Below are 16,646 nucleotides of genomic sequence, written 5' to 3' on the forward strand. Positions count from 1 at the left end.
GACACTGGTTTTTTCATATTAAAATTTCAGCACAAACAGGGTAATGATCAGAAAATTTAACAGGAAACACATGGTAATTCATTAACTCTATAGAAGGAGATAAAAAGATATAGTCAATTCTTTTATTTAAAGGCATAAGGGTAGATAAATCTTCTTTATGAAACTTTGTTGCAGCATCTATCATTGGAATATTTAATTTTGGATTAGAAGTATTAAAATCTCCTAACAATATGAAAGGATCATTGAGTGTTTTTATATATTTTTCAATATAAGAAAGTTGTTTTTCTCTCTCTTTAGCATTTAGACCTAAATGTATGTTTAAAATATTTAGTTTTTTATTTCCTATTTTTAAAAGTGTGTGAATCATTCCTCTTTGTTCTTTTTTACTAGGTAAAGGAATATGCTTTTGATTTAAAATTTTAAAAAAGCTAAAAGTAGCAACCCCATAATACCCATCTCCTATTTTTACATTAGGAGAAAAGGCATGATTACACAAAAGATTTTTATAAATGGTACTAACTTGGTATCCTCTTTTATTATTTTCATTAATTTCTTGTAAAGCCATGATATGAAATTTTTCATTTTTAAGAAAATCCATAAGTTGATTAAGCTTAGGAATCATAAACAAGTCTTTACCACTATGAATATTATAAGTAAGGATTTTTAATATATATTTATCTTGTGCCATAGATACACATCCAATCTAAAAAATTTCTATATTATTATAGTTTCCTATGTATAAAAAAAATAGCTATATGAGTAGTATATGCTATATAGAGTGAATTGGGAAAGAGAGTATGATAAAATAAAAAGGTGATACAATAACTAATGATAATGACTAAAAAAGGGAGCTGAAAATATTTATGAGATTTGATGGAAGAAAAGAAGATGAATTAAGAAAAGTTACCATAACAAAGGATTATTTGGCTTATCCAGAAGGTTCTGTTTTAATAGAAATGGGAAACACAAAAGTGATTTGTACAGCATCTATAGAAGAAAAAGTACCTCCTTTTTTAAAGGGAAGTGGAAAAGGATGGGTTACAGCAGAGTATGGAATGCTACCAAGGTCTACTCAAACAAGAAAGATTAGAGAATCTAGTAGAGGAAAAGTAGATGGAAGAACTCAAGAAATTCAAAGATTGATCGGACGAGCATTACGTTCTGTAGTAAATTTAGATGTATTAGGAGAAAGAACTATATGGATTGATTGTGATGTAATTCAAGCGGATGGAGGAACTAGAACTGCATCTATTACAGGGGCTTTTATTGCTTTAGCACAAGGATTACATAAGCTTTATGAGAAAAAAGACATTCAAACATTTCCGATAAAAAATTATGTGGCAGCTATAAGTGTAGGAATTGTAGAGAATACACCAGTATTAGACCTTTGCTATGAAGAAGATTCCAATGCAAAAGTAGATATGAATGTAATTATGACAGATCAAAAAGAGTTTGTAGAGATACAAGGAACAGGAGAAGAAGCTCCTTTTACAAGACAAGAGCTTATGAAACTTTTAGAACTTGCAGAAAAGGGAAATGAAGAGCTTATTTCTATGCAAAAAGAAATATTAGGAGAAATAGTAAATTTAATAGGTATGGATATGAAAAATATGGAGGAGTAAATATATGAATAAAGTAGTGATTGCATCGCAAAATAAACATAAATTAGAGGAAATTAAAGATATTTTAAGAGATTTTCCACTAGAGATTTATAGTATGGATCAAGTTGGACTTTCAAACTTAGAAATTATAGAAGATGGAGATACATTTGAAGAAAATTCCATGAAAAAGGCAGTAGAGGTTATGAAAAGAACAAATGCAATTGCCATTGCAGATGATTCAGGACTTGAAGTAGACGCTATAGACAATCAACCAGGAGTATATTCAGCAAGATTTTCGGGAGAAGGGGCTACGGATGAAAAAAATAATCAAAAGCTTTTAGATATGCTTCAAGGCATTGAAATAGAAAAAAGAGATGCAAGATTTGTATCTGTAATTTCTGTAGCGTTCCCAGATGGAAAAAGATTAAGTGTAAGAGGAGAATGTCCTGGAGTTATAGGTTTTGAAGAAAAAGGAAATAATGGATTTGGATATGATCCATTATTTATTGTGCTTGAGTATAATAAAACATTTGCAGAAATAGATCCTCAGTTAAAAAATAAAATTAGTCATAGAGCAAATGCATTAACAAAATTAAAGAAAGAATTAAAAGAGTTTATATAGGAGGAAAATTGTTTGAAAGTTTTAGTAATAAGTGATACCCATAAAACGATAGATTTAGCTGCTCGTGTTATAAAAGAGATAGAAGATGTAGATATTTGTATTCATCTAGGAGATCATTATGAAGATGCTCTAGATATAGAAGAGTCTACAGGGGTAGAGATGATAGGAGTAAAAGGAAATTGCGATAGGGGAGATGGGGAATCTGAAATGGTCTTAGATCTTGAAGATCATAGATTCTTTATTACTCATGGTCATGAATATAGTGTAAAGATGAATTTAAACAGAATTTACTATAGGGCATTGGAATTAGGATGCGATGTAGTTTTATTTGGACATACTCATTCTCCATTGATAGATAAAATAGATGATGTATTGATTATGAATCCAGGAAGTATAAGTCTTCCAAGAGATGGACAAAATAGGTCCTATGGGATCATAGAAATAGATGAAGAAATACATGGACAAATTATAGAGTTAAAGTAAAAGGAGCAAGTGCTCCTTTTACAAATAGTAGTTTTAGAATTAGCAAAAAAGATGATATAAAAGGAAATAGAGTATAATGATAAAATATTTCTTTTTATGCTCATATATGGATTTTGACTTTATTGTATCAATTTACTATAATAGTTTTTGTTGTCGAACAAGATATAAAGAAGGCTGAAAATATTTTACCTAAATAAAAAAGTTGACAACAATTTAAATTTATGATAATATATTATCCTGTTAGAGATAATAAGTTGTGCGGATGTAGTTCAATGGTAGAACTCCAGCCTTCCAAGCTGGTAGCGTGGGTTCGATTCCCATCATCCGCTCCAAATATGGGTTCATAGCTCAGTTGGATAGAGCAACGGCCTTCTAAGCCGTGTGTCCGGGGTTCGAATCCCTGTGGACCCGCCATATGGTGGATGTAGTCAAGCGGTTAAGACACAGGATTGTGGCTCCTGCACGCGTGGGTTCGAATCCCATCATCCACCCCATATTTTGGGGTATAGCCAAGTCGGTAAGGCACCAGACTTTGACTCTGGCATGCGTAGGTTCGAGTCCTGCTACCCCAGCCATTTGACCTATTAGCTCAGTAGGTAGAGCACTTGACTTTTAATCAAGGTGTCCCGCGTTCGAGCCGCGGATGGGTCACCAACATGCGGATGTAGTTCAATGGTAGAACTCCAGCCTTCCAAGCTGGTAGCGTGGGTTCGATTCCCATCATCCGCTCCATTTCGGGGTGTAGCGCAGTTTGGTAGCGCATCTGGTTTGGGACCAGAGGGCCGCGGGTTCAAATCCTGCCACCCCGACCAAAAAATTGACAAAGTTTGATCTGTATGATATAATAAATTTCGTTAAAGATTCATAACATGCGGATGTAGTTCAATGGTAGAACTCCAGCCTTCCAAGCTGGTAGCGTGGGTTCGATTCCCATCATCCGCTCCATTTAGAAGTTAGCATATATATGCTGACTTTTTTATCTATCATGCGCCCTTAGCTCAGTTGGATAGAGTGGCTGACTTCGAATCAGTTCGTCGGGGGTTCGAGTCCCTCAGGGCGTGCCATAATATAACCGTTGCAAATACATAATTTTGTGACGGTTATTTTATTTTGTATTATTCTATAAAATAAAAAATGGGGACAATTTGGGGACAAAACAAACAATATTATACTATAATAAACATAAAAAAGTATATCATTTAATCTTTTTATCTTTAAATATAATATCTCCGATTCTATCAGCAGCTACTTTATCAGCAGATTTTAAAGCGTGACTATATATATTTAACGTTGTTGAGGTATTACTATGACCTAATCTTGCTGATAATGCTTTAATATTAAGACCTGCATTTATTAACATGGTAGCTGATGTATGTCTTAATTGATGAAATGTTATTTTTCTCAATTCGTGTTTTTTTAAGAATTTAGAAAACCAAGTAGAAGGGGTATTTGGATGCATAGGTAGTCCATTCCATTGAGTCAGTATATACTCTGTATCAGTCCACATATCTCCACATTGCAATCTTTTTTCTGTTTGTTCAATTTTATATTGCTTTAATATATCTATTACTGGATTAGGTAAAGAAATAATTCTTTTAGATGTTTCAGTCTTAGGATCTTTAGAAAAAACACCATTTTTAGGAATGTATTGATTAGCTTGTACTATTTCTATGGTGTTAGTATTAAAATCTACATTGTTCCATTTCAAACCCATTAATTCCCCTAATCTTAATCCTGCTGTAATAGTAACTAATATAGCAACTTTATATTTTAATTCTTCGTTTTCCAAGCAAGTAATAAGTTGTTTTATTTCTTCTTCATTATAAAAATCTGCTTCTTTTTTCTTAACCTTAGGAGGTTGTACATTATTAGCAGGATTTGATGATATTAATTGCCATTTTACAGCAGTTTCAAGTATATTTTTTATAAATCTATGATAATGAAGAATAGTATTATTTGAAAGTTTTTTGCCCCTGCCATCTATTCTTATTCCTTCTTCTTGAAGATTACTATAAAATTCAACTAGATGTATTGGTTTGATTTTTGATAAATTTAGATGACCTAACGCAGGAATAATTCTTAATTCTAGTAATCTCTCATATTCATAAATGGTTTTAGGAGCTAATTTAGGTTTTGCATAGTCAATAAGCCATTTTTCTGAAAATGATTTTAAAGTTAATTTTGAAGGCTCAATATAAGTGCTACTTTTAACCTTGGCAACAAATTTAACCAATTCTTTTTCAGCTTCTCTGTCACTTTTCACTTTTACTGTTTTTGTATATTTTTTTCTTTTACCTCCTGATCCTGTTCCTGCTGAAACCACTAGTCTATATGAATTGCCTCTTTTTTCACCATATTATCACCGCCTTATCAATTTACATTAAATTTTAATTTCACCAATTCAATAGGAACTTCTAAGTAGGATGCAATTTGGTTTATACATAAATTTTTTAATAAGTTTTTATCTAAACATTTTTCATCTATTAAAAGTTCTGCTGCAAATGTATTGGCTTGAATTTCATATTTCCCTGTTGGGAAAAGAGAATATTCTTTAAGAAAATAAATATCTTTAGATGAATGTAATATAGCATGTCCAAGTTCATGGGCTAGTACTATTTTGATGCTAGTATAAATGTGTAGACACGAAAAGTGAGATATAATAACTATATCTGAAAGGACGTGTCCACATGAAAAACAACGGAACTCGATATGATCAGGAGTTCAAAAAGATGATTGTAGAATTATACAATACAACTGATCACACATTTAAAAGTCTCGAAAGCGAATATGGCGTAACATCAGCTACAATTCAACGTTGGGTCAAAGCGATGACTCCAATGAATCCTGAAGATTCGGATTCAATGACTCCCCAGGAATTTGCCGAACTCAAAAAAGAAATGGCAAGAATAAGAGAAGAGAATGAAATCTTAAAAAAGGCTATGGCCATATTAGCCAAAAAGTAACTACTAGTAGCATTTTCGAGACAGCAAACATACTAGCAACAGACTATAACATTAAAAGCATTTGTAACGCTTTGGATCTCCCAAGAAGCACTTTCTATTCAATACAGAAACCACGATTTTCAAAGCGTGCTGTTGAAAACAAAATTCTTAAAGAACATATCACTAGAATATATATGGAGTCTAGTGGCCGCTATGGTTCACCTGAAATCCGTGAAAAAATGAAAACTGAGAAAATTCTAGCATAAATCCCAGGCATCAAAAGAATTAAACGTTTGATGAAACAGCTGGGTTTATTTCCTGTGACTGTAAAGCGATTCAAACCCCAAAGGAGCCAATCTACAACTGAAGATTTACCAAATTTACTTAATCGTGACTTTAGTGCTACAAAGCCTAACGAAAAGTGGGTTGCAGATATCACATATATCCATACTCTAAAAGATGGCTGGTGTTATTTAGCTTCAATTTTAGACTTATACACGCATAAAGTTGTTGGTTACAGCTCTAGTCAGAAAATAGATAAATCCCTTGTCATCAGTGCATTAGATAAAGCTATGCTTCGTCAAAGAAAACCTGAGAATGTCATTCTCCATACAGACAGAGGATCGCAATATCTTAGCACCGAATATATCGTAAAAACTGATGCATACAAATGTCGTAGATCCTACAGCGCCAAAGGAAATCCATATGATAATGCTATTATTGAATCTTTTCATGCAATCTTGAAAAAAGAAGAAGTCTACCGCAAAGTATATCGTGATTTTAAAGAAGCTCAGAAATCACTTTTCAAATATATCGAAGGCTGGTATAACAATCGGAGAATTCATGGAAGTATATTCTATATGACACCCAATGAATTTGAAGCTTTGGCAGTGTAATTTCTCACTTTTTGTGTCCAACGTATTGACCTAGATCCAAGGTCTATGAGAGAAATACCTGCATATTTAAAAATATAAGAAGTGGAATTAAATGTTATTTTTGTGGCCTATCAGCAATATATACTTTTTTATAAAAACTGTTTTGAAAGAATTTCTATGGGTATATATAAAACATAAAAAAGAAAAGGAGATGATTACAAAAACTAAAATTTCTAGAATTTTAAAAAGCAAACAACTTAAAGAAATTTAGATAAAAGAGGTGAGTCCACCAGAGTATGAATGATTCGCAATTAAATACAGAGTAAAAAAGACAACTCTACTAATATCAGTAAACGAGTTGTCTTTTTATGTTTGTGTTTTAATGCAATAGAATTTTCGGCTCTTTGTCAATTGTTGGGGTGGGATTGTCTATAATCCCGCTCCATTACTCTATTAAAGACTATTTTAATATATAGGTAAGTTCTACTTGTTTATGGGTACGCTTAATAAACCTAGCTAAAATATAGACTTTTTTATTAGTATTTAATTGGTATCTAACTCATAATTAGTTAGTACAATGAATAATTCTATTACGGAATCTATGGAAATTTTTAAGTCCGAAGGACACTCGTTTTAGTACTTTGACTTTGTTGTTAAAACCTTCGGTTGGACCGTTGGTATAACCATATTTAAAAGCATTTTTTATTTCCTTGGACCATCTTCTATATGTAGCAGCACACTTCTCGAATTCTGGTATTTTAGAGCTTTCTGCGTTTTGAATCCAATCATAAAGAGCAGTACGCTGATATGAGTATTTATTGCTCTGACAGATTTCATAAAACCATTCTTTAAGTTTATGAGCAACACGTAGATCATCATTGTATAATAACATTAAATCAACAGCTTTTTTATTTTCATCTTTAAGCTTGTGATATCTAGTGAGAATTAGTTTTCTACTTCGTTTATAGTATTTTCTAAGGTCATAAGGCATAGTTTTTTGTAGACGTTTTCTTACATTTTCTATAGCCCAAGTTACCTGCCTAATAAAATGATATTTATCAATAATAATCTCAGCATTAGGAAAGAAACATTTAGCTAAATCAACATAAGGTTGCCACATATCACAAACAAAGAATTTAACAGAATCCCTTTCTTTGCGTGGAATTTTTTTGAAGTAACTTACAAGATGACTTTGAGATCGATTAGGAAGAATGTCTAGAATTCTATTTTTCTTACCGTCAACAAGAATACATTGATATTTTCCAGTTTCAGCATTTCCTTTAAACTCATCAATACAAAGAACTTCTGGAAGAGTAGGTATACTATAATTAATTAGGTTAAAGATGCGCGTAACTGTTGAAATAGAGACATTAGCATCTTTAGCTACTGAAGTAATACTAGTTACTTTAGTAAGTTGTTGGCAAATATAATGTACTAAGCGATTAGTCATGCGATGATAACGAGGGAGAAAGTGATAAGGCTCATAAAACCTTTTACCACATGAGTATACATATCTTCTCTTTTGAAGAATAAGATATGTATGTTTAAACTGAAAGGGCAAATCCTTAATCACCTGTTCTCTATAATCATGAATCTTAGAAGTTAAAAAGCCACAGGCGGGGCAAGTATGCTCTTTGGGTTCAGTTTTAAGATAGATTTTTATAAAAGAATCTCCATGAGAAATTTTATTTACTTTTACCCCTTTTAAATTTAGTAATTTATTGATAAAATTAGAATGCACTTATTGAACGCCTCCTTTAATTTGGTCTGAGCAACTATATTTTAGCAGGCATTTTCGGTAAGTGCTTTATTTTTTTTTGCAAAAAATTAAATGTTGGAGTTTAAAGCACCCCAACATTTATTATAGAACCGAATTTTCAAAGATACATCTATGTTAAGTCAACAGATTTTAAAATCTGTTCTAAAAGCTTCACATATTCTTCAAATTCAAGCTTTCCATTTCGTGTTAATGAATAGGTAGTACAAGTTTTTTTCCCAATAAACTGTTTTTTTACATCTAAATATCCCATTTGCTCTAATTTTGTAAGATGAGAACTAAGATTACCATCCGTCCCTTTGGTAGTTTCTTTTATTTGATTAAAACTTTTTTTTTCACCTGTTATCAAAGTTGCCACAATTGCTAAACGCATTTTTGATTGAAATGCTTCAGGTATTGAGTTTATTTCCAAACAAATTCCCCCTAATTCTTTTTAATTCTAAATATCCTCCGAGTATTAAAAAAGTTGCATGATTAAATAGAGTGGCCCAATATATTATTATATAGTTCCTTTTACTTAGATCTAGTAAGTTACTCTCTAAGTTATTATATATTGGATTAAATGGTGTAGGTAAGTAGAAATATAGTACTGCAAAAATATATATTAATGCTAAAAATCCTGGAAATTTAAATCTTGTTAAAACACAGGTACATAATAAACCAAAGGTATGAATTAGAAAAATTATGACCATAGTATGGTTAATATAATATCGCATTCCAAAATATGTTTTTAACATTTCTGCTAATGGAAAAATTGATACTTCAAAAACAATAAGACATGTCCAAATTGTTATAAGCTGCTTACTTAATCCTTCTAAAGGAGCAGTTCGAGAGATTCTGTGATAAATTATAAATGCAAAAATAAGTAAAGGGACTAGAACTAGATAGTATCCCATAAAAGGTATGCCAAATATGCTTATAGGCATATGTCCCCATATTATCCCTGCAGCAAAATATAATATTCCCCATAGAAATATAATTCTGCTAAAAGAAACTAGCGAATTCGATGTAGAAGTAATTATCTGTTTGATGAGTTGAATGTCATTAGATGCTTTTTCCAATAATTCCTTATTCATATTAGTTATCCCCCTTTTTAATATAAAGAACTTTGTAATTCAAAGTATATAACATATCAAGATAAATGTCAATTTATTCCTTTTAAGTTCAGTAGGGTTACATACAATTGAAAATAAATGTTATCTTAGTTTATGAGCATTATATTCCTATTTTTTAATGTAAAACGTGTGGTTAGTGCATGAGTATTGGGAATATGATAGCTAACAAAATAGATATTATTGATAATAGCATAAGTAAATCTATCTTTATAAAACTCTTGTTATCCAACATTTTATCACTCTCTTATGATAAGAATGTACGGAAGATTAAAAGATTATACATTGCAAGATAAGAGCAGAAAAGATTATGAAAATATTAGTAGAATAGGTGGCAATAAAATGCCACTTTTTTTGTACCTTAAAACCAAACGTACGTTTTGATATAATATAATAGTCAAAAATTTTTACAAAAGGGGAATGGGTATGTTAACTAAAAGACAAAATGAAGTATTAAAAGCAATATATTATTACATCAATGCAAATGGAATTAGTCCATCTGTTAGAAATCTCTGTGATCTATTAGGTTATCAAAAGGTACAGTAGATAGTTATTTAAATGAGCTAGAGAGTCAAGGGTTTATAACTAAGGGGGGTACTATATTTCGATCAATCAAAATAACAGATATAGGATTAAGTGAAATAAGAGGGTAGATGAAACGGGTGGAAAAATGACTTCTTTACCTGTTTTTTTAAAAGGGATTTTGAGAATAATAATACATACTTTTAAAAAAGGAGGAAAACATATTGAAAGTCATTATTCATAGATCTATGGAAGATGCATCTAAAATATTAACGGAACAGCTTTTTTATATTTTTAGAAATAGAGTTGATGAATATGCAAAAGAAAACAATTTATCAGACAGAGAAAAGGCAGCAATATATAAACAACTAATTGAAGATATAGAAAAAGAAAATGGGGACAATTTGGGGACAAAATCAAAGAAAATGTCCCCAAAATAACCTTTGACAACTTAAAAAACAAACCGTAAAATTTGATTGAATCAATATATACACAAATAAATATAGATTGACAAAATGATATGTGACACACTTCGAATCAGTTCGTCGGGGGTTCGAGTCCCTCAGGGCGTGCCAGTGAAATCAAAGCTTGTAGAGTATTCTTAAATACTACTACAAGCTTTTATATATATACGCTATTTTGTGGCGGTTATTTTTATATTTAAGAGTTTTAGGAAATGAAAACATTGTAGAACTCATATAAATAGAAGATAAACTAAGTATAAAATAAAGTGTTTGTGATTGATGACTTGTTTGATAGGATACATAGACTTATAATGGAAAGAGACGAAAAATGGCTAAGATAGATAGTGGTATTGTCCAGAATGAATTAGAAGGCAATTATATAAATGGAAAAGAAATTGTTTTTCTACCTAAAAATGAAGATGTACAATATAGATAGGAGATCGAAATGGGAAGGAGTTATGAAAATAAAAAATATAGAAATTACAAAATGGATGAATAAAATATTTAATAGTTTTAAGGAAGGAATATTGATTGTTGATCAAAAAACAAGAATTGTATTTTTTAATCGGTCTTATTCCCAATTTATAAATAGAGATTTAAATGAAGTGCAAGGAAGGTATATAAAAGAAATTAGACCAGGAGCCCTCATACCAGAAGTAGTTAAGACAGGAATCCCTAAATTAGGTATTTTAAGAAAAGAAAATGATGATGAATATTTTTGTAACATGTATCCTATTTTATCTGATGAAGAGATTGTTGGCGGAATATCTACAGTGACATTTATAAAAGATGCAGTAGAATTAAGCAATAAGATTAAAGAATTGGAAAGAAAAAATAAATATTTAATGGAAAGAATTCATCATAATAATGGAACAAGATATAAATTTGAAGATATTATAGCTAAAAGCAAAGAATCTATAGATACAAAAAATATAGCAATAAAAATATCTAGTTCAGATATTCCAGTTTTGATTTATGGAGAAAGTGGAACGGGAAAAGAGTTATATGCTCAATCTATACATAATGAAAGTTTAAGAAAGGACCATCCTTTTATTGCTGTAAATTGTGCTACATTAACTTCTACTATGCTAGAAAGTGAGTTGTTTGGATATGAAGAGGGAGCTTTTACAGGGGCTAAAAAGGGCGGAAAAATGGGATTGTTTGAAGCTGCTAACAAAGGAACTATATTTTTAGATGAGATCTCAGAAATAGATTATAATTTACAAGCTAAATTATTGAGAGTACTACAAGAAAAAAAGGTTAGGAGAATTGGAAGTACAAAGGAAATTCTTGTTGATGTAAGAGTAATATCTGCATGTAATGTGGATATACTCAAGTATATTGAAGAAGGTAAATTTAGAAGAGATTTATATTATAGAATTGCTGTATTTCCTATAAATATATTACCATTAAGAGATAGAAAAGAAGATATCCCTTATTTAATAGAAAATTATTTGAATCAATTAAGTAATAAACATAAAAAGAGGTTTATGATGGCACAAGAGGCTACTATATTATTATTCAATTATCAATGGCCAGGAAATGTTAGAGAAATGAAAAATATATTAGAAATCGCTACGATTATGTCCCAAGATGGTGTAATTAGAAAAGAAAATTTACCATCCATAGTAGTAGACTCAAAATTAATCCATAAAGACATTAAGATTTCTAAATTATCCGATACTATAAAAAGAGTAGAACAGGAAGAAATTAATAAAGCAATTCAGCATTTTGGAAATCATCTAGAGGGAAAGAAAAAGGCAGCAAAATATTTAGGAATATCTTTAGCAACTTTATATAATAAGTTAGGAGATAAATGATCAAATTTCTAAATTTCTAGAAATGTAATCGTAGGATTTATAATATTTTAGAAATGAGATAAATACAGGGATATATTAGGACAAATTTATAAATAGAAGATAATCATTCTAATTTTTTAGAATGATTATCTTTTTACTTTTTTGAAAATATGTATATATCTAGATAAACAGGTTGGCATGACTATTGCTACTATAATATTTATGTAAAGTAATTTTAAAAGGAGGTAATAGAGTCATGAAGAAAATCAGAATTGGAAGTGGCGCGGGATACGCAGGAGATCGTATAGAACCAGCTGTAGAACTTATGGAAAAGGGAAATCTGGACTACATTATCTTTGAATGTTTAGCAGAAAGAACAATTGCTATTGGACAGATGGATAAATTGAAAGATCCAACAAAAGGATATAACCAATTATTGGGAAGTAGAATGAGAAAAATTCTTGGACTTGTGAAAGAAAAAGGAATTAAAGTAATTACAAATATGGGATCAGCAAATCCTATTTATGCTGTAGATGAAACTGTAAAAATAGCGAAGGAATTAGGAATTACAGGTTTAAAAATAGCTGCAGTTACAGGAGATGATATACTTACTCAAATTCCTAATTATTATGAAAACGATATTCTCGAGTTAGATTGTAAATTAAAAGATATCAAAGAAAACATTATATCTACCAATGTATATTTAGGGGCAGAAGGAATCATAGAAGCATTAAAAAATGATGCAGATATAGTTATTACAGGACGTGTTTCAGATCCAGCACTTTCTATTGGACCTTTAGTATACGAATTTGGATGGGACATACAAAAAAATCCTAAAGAAATGGGACAAGCTGTTTTAGTAGGTCATTTGCTGGAGTGTGCAGGCCAAGTTACTGGAGGATATTATGCAGATCCAGGGTATAAAGATGTAGAGGGACTTGAAAGATTAGGATTTCCTATAGTAGAGATTGATGAAACAGGCAATTTTATTGTAACGAAAGTAGAAGGCTCTGGAGGATTGGTAAGTGAATCTACTTGTCAAGAACAGCTTTTGTATGAAATTCATAATCCAGCTAGATATATGACACCAGATGCTATAGCTGACTTTTCTAAAGTAGAATTTACTCAGCAAGGTAAAGATGTAGTTCAAGCAACAAATGCTACTTCCCATGGAAAGCCAGATACATTAAAAGTAAGTATGGGATATAAAGATTGCTTTATTGGGGAAGGTGAAATTAGCTACGGGGGAGCAAATGCTTTGGCAAAAGCTCAGTTAGCAGCTGATATTGTTGAGAAAAGATTAAAAATTATAGGAGCAGAAATAGAAGAATTAAGAATGGATTATATAGGTTTTAATTCTTTATATAAAGATAAGATTTCTAAACAATATACTAAAGATATATTCCCTGAAATTCGATTACGTGTAAGCGGTAGAACAAAAGATAAACAAAATGCTGCATTCATAGGTAATGAAGTAGAAGCATTATATACAAATGGACCAGCAGGTGGTGCAGGTGCAACAAAGAAAGTAGCAGAGATTGTATCCGTTTGCTCTATATTTGTACCTAGGGATGCAGTGAATATAAAAGTAAGTTATAAGGAGGTATAATCAAATGAAATTAAAAGAAATTGCACATGGAAGAACTGGAGATAAAGGAGATATTTCTAATATATCTGTCATTGCTTATAAAAAAGAAGATTATGAAGTAATTAAAGAAAAGGTAACGGCAGAAAAAGTGAAAGAATATTTTAGTGAAATCTGTCATGGCAAGGTAATACGCTATGAAATAGATAGTATAGGAGCATTAAATTTTGTTTTGGATAAAACTTTAGGAGGAGGAGTTACAAGAAGTCTTGCTCAAGATAAGCATGGTAAATCTCTTGTAATGGCTCTTATGGAAATGGAAATATGATTAAAGTAATTTGATGAATGAGGGAGGGATAGTATGCTAGCGCTTTTAGGGCTTTTAACGATAGTATTATTATTAGTATTGGTTATGTCAAAAAAGGTATCTGCTACGGTAGCATTAATTATGGTTCCTATTGTTACTGCGTTAATAGGTGGGTTTGGACTCCAAATAGGAGAGTTTATTACAAGTGGTGTCAAAGGAATTGCTACTACAGGCGTTATGTTTATATTTGCTATACTATTTTTTGGAATATTAAATGATGCAGGAACTTTTGATCATATTATATCAGCAATTCTTAAAATAGTAGGAAAAAATCCAGTTAAAATAGTAATAGGAACAGCTATTTTAGCAATGGTTGTGCATCTTGATGGTTCGGGAGCAGTAACATTTTTAATTACAATACCAGCAATGCTTCCGTTATATGACGCATTGAAAATGAAAAGAACGACATTAGCAACCATAGTAGCTTTAAGTGCCGGTACCATGAATATTTTACCATGGGGAGGACCTACCATTAGAGCAGCTACAACTTTAGAAATTACACCAACTGAATTATTTAATCCAATGCTTATTCCATTTATATCAGGAATCATTTTTGTACTTATTGTAGCATTTTGGCTTGGTAAGAAAGAAGAAAAAAGAATTGGCAATGTAACATTGACTGAGGAAATAAATAGTGATGTAAAAGTGAATGAGGAAAAAGCAAAACTAGCAAGACCTAAATTGTTTATTGTGAATATGATTTTAATTATCATGGCAATCGCTGCTATGATTTCTAACAAATTAGCACCTCATGTCGTATTTATGATTGGGTTATGTTTATCACTTGTTATTAACTATCCTTCTGTAAAAGATCAGAAGGCTCGTATAGATGCTCATGCCAAAGAGGCACTAATGATGGCTAGTGTATTGTTTGCAGCAGGGTGCTTTACTGGAATCATGAAAGAGTCTGGAATGATTACAGCAATGTCAGAGGTTATTGTGAATATGATTCCAAATTCAATGGGAAGATTAATACCTTTAATGACAGGAATTGTATCTATGCCAGCAAGTTTATTATTTGATCCAGATTCATTTTACTTTGGAATTTTGCCTGTGCTTACTAGTAGTGCAGCTCAGTTTGGAGTAGATGGAGTGATGGTAGGAAGAGCAGCTATATTAGGACAAATGACTACAGGTTTTCCTATCAGTCCATTAACTGCATCTACATTTCTTTTAACAGGATTAGTAGGAATAGATTTAGGAGAACATCAAAAGAAAACAATACCTCTTGCGTTTTTATGTACGATGGTTATGCTTATAGTAGCTGTAATCGTAGGAAAAATCGCTATATAAAAATTTGAAAAAGTAAATATAAATTACAAGCCCCTGGAGTGAATCTACTTTAAGGGGCTTTTGGTATATTGTACATAAATTCTTTATGTGATTAAAAAGATTATTTTTTATAGATAATAAGTCGTTTTTACTATTTCAAAAATACGAAAAATTTAGTATAATAAAACAAAGTCGAAAAAACAAGAAAAATGTCGAAAATAAAAAGTAAGGGGGAAATTTAATGAGAAGAACAAAAGGTTATGTAGCTATGTTATTAGTATGTACATTAGTTTTTGCAAGTCCTATAAATTCATTAGCAGGAACGAAAAAAGGTGGATCTAAGAGTGGTACGTCAACTAAAACTGAGAATGTAAGTAAAAAAGGCGAAAGTAATAAGACAGAAAAAAAAGATAAACCAGATAAACCAGAGAAACCAGATAAAAAACAAGATAAAACTACTAAAAAAGTGAAAAACGAATCTATTGAACAAAATCAAGTAAATAATGAAAAAACAAAATCAATCAAAGAAGATAAGAAGATAAAAAAAGAATTAAAAAAGTCTATTAAAGAATTAAAAGAAGCAGCTAAAAAAGCTTATTCACAGGAAGAACTTACAAAGTTACAAGAAACAGTAAATGAAATGAAATTGGCCTATCCAGGAATTAAGACAATACCTGTTGAGAATATCATATCAAAACGTATGAACATAAAATTTGATACACCACCTGTTATCAAAGAAGGAAGAACATTGATTCCAGTTAGAGCATTGACACAAGCTTTTGGCGCACAAGTAAGTTGGAATGCAGAAGACAAAGTAGTTACTATTGTGAAAGATGATATGGAAATGAAGATTCAAATAGGTAGTAATGTAGCTTACATAAATGGTGAAGAAGTTCAGTTAGATGTGTCCCCGGAGACAATGAATGGTAGAACTGTAGTTCCGTTAAGATTTATCGTAGAGAAAATGGGACTTAAAGTAAATTGGGATGAAGAAAATCAAACGATAGAGATTGATGATGAAGAAGAAACTACAGAAATAAGTAATGAAGAAGAAACTACGAATGAAGATCAGTTAACAGATCAAGATAATGAACAGATCATAGAGGAATCTGATCAAGAAGAGCAACAAATTCAAGAAGAGCAACAAATAAATGATGAAGAATCTAATACAGAGATCATTATGGAAGATAAAACAGTAGAGGAGTCTTCAAATATAATATAAATG

The 16,646-nt window shown here is 31.1% G+C and carries 18 protein-coding genes and 9 tRNA genes; 21 read left to right on the forward strand and 6 right to left on the reverse strand.

Annotated elements, in window-relative coordinates:
• Positions 1 to 13: 13 nt before the first annotated feature.
• On the reverse strand, positions 14 to 688 hold the full coding sequence (locus BN2409_RS06940) for an endonuclease/exonuclease/phosphatase family protein (RefSeq protein WP_053955913.1): 675 nt from the start codon (positions 686 to 688) through the stop codon (positions 14 to 16).
• 175 nt (positions 689 to 863) lie between these two features.
• Between BN2409_RS06940 and rph the strand changes: the two genes are divergently transcribed.
• The 12 genes from rph to BN2409_RS07000 all read left to right on the forward strand — a co-directional run bounded on the left by rph (position 864) and on the right by BN2409_RS07000 (position 3,770).
• Positions 864 to 1,622, forward strand: a complete 759-nt coding sequence (gene rph / locus BN2409_RS06945) for a ribonuclease PH (protein ID WP_053955914.1) — start codon at positions 864 to 866, stop codon at positions 1,620 to 1,622.
• Positions 1,623 to 1,626: 4 nt separating this feature from the next.
• Entirely contained in the window at positions 1,627 to 2,223 is a 597-nt protein-coding gene (locus BN2409_RS06950) for an XTP/dITP diphosphatase (RefSeq protein WP_053955915.1), read from the forward strand.
• A 12-nt stretch (positions 2,224 to 2,235) separates the two neighbouring features.
• A complete protein-coding gene (locus tag BN2409_RS06955; protein WP_053955916.1) occupies positions 2,236 to 2,706 on the forward strand; it encodes a metallophosphoesterase family protein in 471 nt (156 codons plus the stop codon).
• A 258-nt stretch (positions 2,707 to 2,964) separates the two neighbouring features.
• Positions 2,965 to 3,038: transfer RNA gene (locus tag BN2409_RS06960), tRNA-Gly, on the forward strand.
• Positions 3,039 to 3,043: 5 nt separating this feature from the next.
• Positions 3,044 to 3,120: transfer RNA gene (locus BN2409_RS06965), tRNA-Arg, on the forward strand.
• A gap of 4 nt (positions 3,121 to 3,124) precedes the next feature.
• A tRNA-His gene (locus BN2409_RS06970) sits at positions 3,125 to 3,200 on the forward strand.
• A 5-nt stretch (positions 3,201 to 3,205) separates the two neighbouring features.
• Positions 3,206 to 3,281 (forward strand) — tRNA-Gln (locus BN2409_RS06975).
• A 3-nt stretch (positions 3,282 to 3,284) separates the two neighbouring features.
• A tRNA-Lys gene (locus BN2409_RS06980) sits at positions 3,285 to 3,360 on the forward strand.
• Between the two features lie 4 nt (positions 3,361 to 3,364).
• Positions 3,365 to 3,438, forward strand: a tRNA-Gly gene (locus tag BN2409_RS06985).
• A 3-nt stretch (positions 3,439 to 3,441) separates the two neighbouring features.
• Positions 3,442 to 3,518 (forward strand) — tRNA-Pro (locus BN2409_RS06990).
• 59 nt (positions 3,519 to 3,577) lie between these two features.
• Positions 3,578 to 3,651, forward strand: a tRNA-Gly gene (locus BN2409_RS06995).
• 42 nt (positions 3,652 to 3,693) lie between these two features.
• A tRNA-Arg gene (locus tag BN2409_RS07000) sits at positions 3,694 to 3,770 on the forward strand.
• A 131-nt stretch (positions 3,771 to 3,901) separates the two neighbouring features.
• On the opposite strand, the gene BN2409_RS07005 is transcribed toward BN2409_RS07000, so the two are convergent.
• Together BN2409_RS07005 and BN2409_RS17810 are read right to left on the reverse strand one after the other, a co-directional pair.
• Positions 3,902 to 5,029 (reverse strand): tyrosine-type recombinase/integrase, encoded by a 1,128-nt coding sequence (locus tag BN2409_RS07005; protein WP_053955917.1) that lies wholly within the window; start codon positions 5,027 to 5,029, stop codon positions 3,902 to 3,904.
• 47 nt (positions 5,030 to 5,076) lie between these two features.
• A complete protein-coding gene (locus tag BN2409_RS17810) occupies positions 5,077 to 5,415 on the reverse strand; it encodes an ImmA/IrrE family metallo-endopeptidase (protein WP_110943038.1) in 339 nt (112 codons plus the stop codon).
• On the opposite strand from BN2409_RS17810, the gene BN2409_RS07010 reads away from it, so the two are divergent.
• Together BN2409_RS07010 and BN2409_RS07015 are read left to right on the forward strand one after the other, a co-directional pair.
• A complete protein-coding gene (locus BN2409_RS07010) occupies positions 5,394 to 5,669 on the forward strand; it encodes a transposase (RefSeq protein WP_053955918.1) in 276 nt (91 codons plus the stop codon). The genes BN2409_RS17810 and BN2409_RS07010 overlap by 22 nt on opposite strands.
• A 263-nt stretch (positions 5,670 to 5,932) precedes the next feature.
• Complete coding sequence (locus BN2409_RS07015; RefSeq protein ID WP_278320206.1) at positions 5,933 to 6,544, forward strand: IS3 family transposase; 612 nt, start codon at positions 5,933 to 5,935, stop codon at positions 6,542 to 6,544.
• Positions 6,545 to 7,088: 544 nt separating this feature from the next.
• On the opposite strand, the gene BN2409_RS07020 is transcribed toward BN2409_RS07015, so the two are convergent.
• The 3 genes from BN2409_RS07020 to BN2409_RS07030 form a co-directional block, all read right to left on the reverse strand.
• On the reverse strand, positions 7,089 to 8,264 hold the full coding sequence (locus tag BN2409_RS07020; protein WP_053955920.1) for an ISL3 family transposase: 1,176 nt from the start codon (positions 8,262 to 8,264) through the stop codon (positions 7,089 to 7,091).
• A 148-nt stretch (positions 8,265 to 8,412) separates the two neighbouring features.
• Positions 8,413 to 8,712, reverse strand: coding sequence for a winged helix-turn-helix domain-containing protein (locus tag BN2409_RS07025; protein WP_053955921.1), 300 nt, complete (start codon positions 8,710 to 8,712; stop codon positions 8,413 to 8,415).
• A complete protein-coding gene (locus BN2409_RS07030) occupies positions 8,690 to 9,376 on the reverse strand; it encodes a hypothetical protein (RefSeq protein WP_053955922.1) in 687 nt (228 codons plus the stop codon). The genes BN2409_RS07025 and BN2409_RS07030 overlap by 23 nt, the downstream gene beginning before the upstream one ends.
• 462 nt (positions 9,377 to 9,838) lie before the next feature.
• Between BN2409_RS07030 and BN2409_RS16760 the strand changes: the two genes are divergently transcribed.
• From BN2409_RS16760 to BN2409_RS07060, 7 genes are all read left to right on the forward strand, one after another.
• On the forward strand, positions 9,839 to 9,958 hold the full coding sequence (locus BN2409_RS16760) for a LexA family protein (RefSeq protein WP_199872940.1): 120 nt from the start codon (positions 9,839 to 9,841) through the stop codon (positions 9,956 to 9,958).
• A 200-nt stretch (positions 9,959 to 10,158) separates the two neighbouring features.
• Positions 10,159 to 10,374, forward strand: coding sequence for a hypothetical protein (locus tag BN2409_RS07035; RefSeq protein WP_053955923.1), 216 nt, complete (start codon positions 10,159 to 10,161; stop codon positions 10,372 to 10,374).
• A gap of 482 nt (positions 10,375 to 10,856) precedes the next feature.
• A complete protein-coding gene (locus tag BN2409_RS07040) occupies positions 10,857 to 12,218 on the forward strand; it encodes a sigma-54 interaction domain-containing protein (RefSeq protein ID WP_053955924.1) in 1,362 nt (453 codons plus the stop codon).
• Between the two features lie 235 nt (positions 12,219 to 12,453).
• Complete coding sequence (locus tag BN2409_RS07045) at positions 12,454 to 13,806, forward strand: acyclic terpene utilization AtuA family protein (RefSeq protein WP_053955925.1); 1,353 nt, start codon at positions 12,454 to 12,456, stop codon at positions 13,804 to 13,806.
• A 4-nt stretch (positions 13,807 to 13,810) separates the two neighbouring features.
• Positions 13,811 to 14,110: an AtuA-related protein gene (locus BN2409_RS07050; protein ID WP_053955926.1), complete on the forward strand. Its 300-nt coding sequence runs from the start codon at positions 13,811 to 13,813 to the stop codon at positions 14,108 to 14,110.
• 33 nt (positions 14,111 to 14,143) lie between these two features.
• Positions 14,144 to 15,442: a CitMHS family transporter gene (locus BN2409_RS07055; protein ID WP_053955927.1), complete on the forward strand. Its 1,299-nt coding sequence runs from the start codon at positions 14,144 to 14,146 to the stop codon at positions 15,440 to 15,442.
• Positions 15,443 to 15,662: 220 nt separating this feature from the next.
• Positions 15,663 to 16,643 (forward strand): copper amine oxidase N-terminal domain-containing protein, encoded by a 981-nt coding sequence (locus BN2409_RS07060; protein WP_053955928.1) that lies wholly within the window; start codon positions 15,663 to 15,665, stop codon positions 16,641 to 16,643.
• Positions 16,644 to 16,646: the final 3 nt, after the last annotated feature.

This window comes from Inediibacterium massiliense (assembly GCF_001282725.1).
GTDB lineage: Bacteria > Bacillota > Clostridia > Peptostreptococcales > Thermotaleaceae > Anaerophilus > Anaerophilus massiliensis.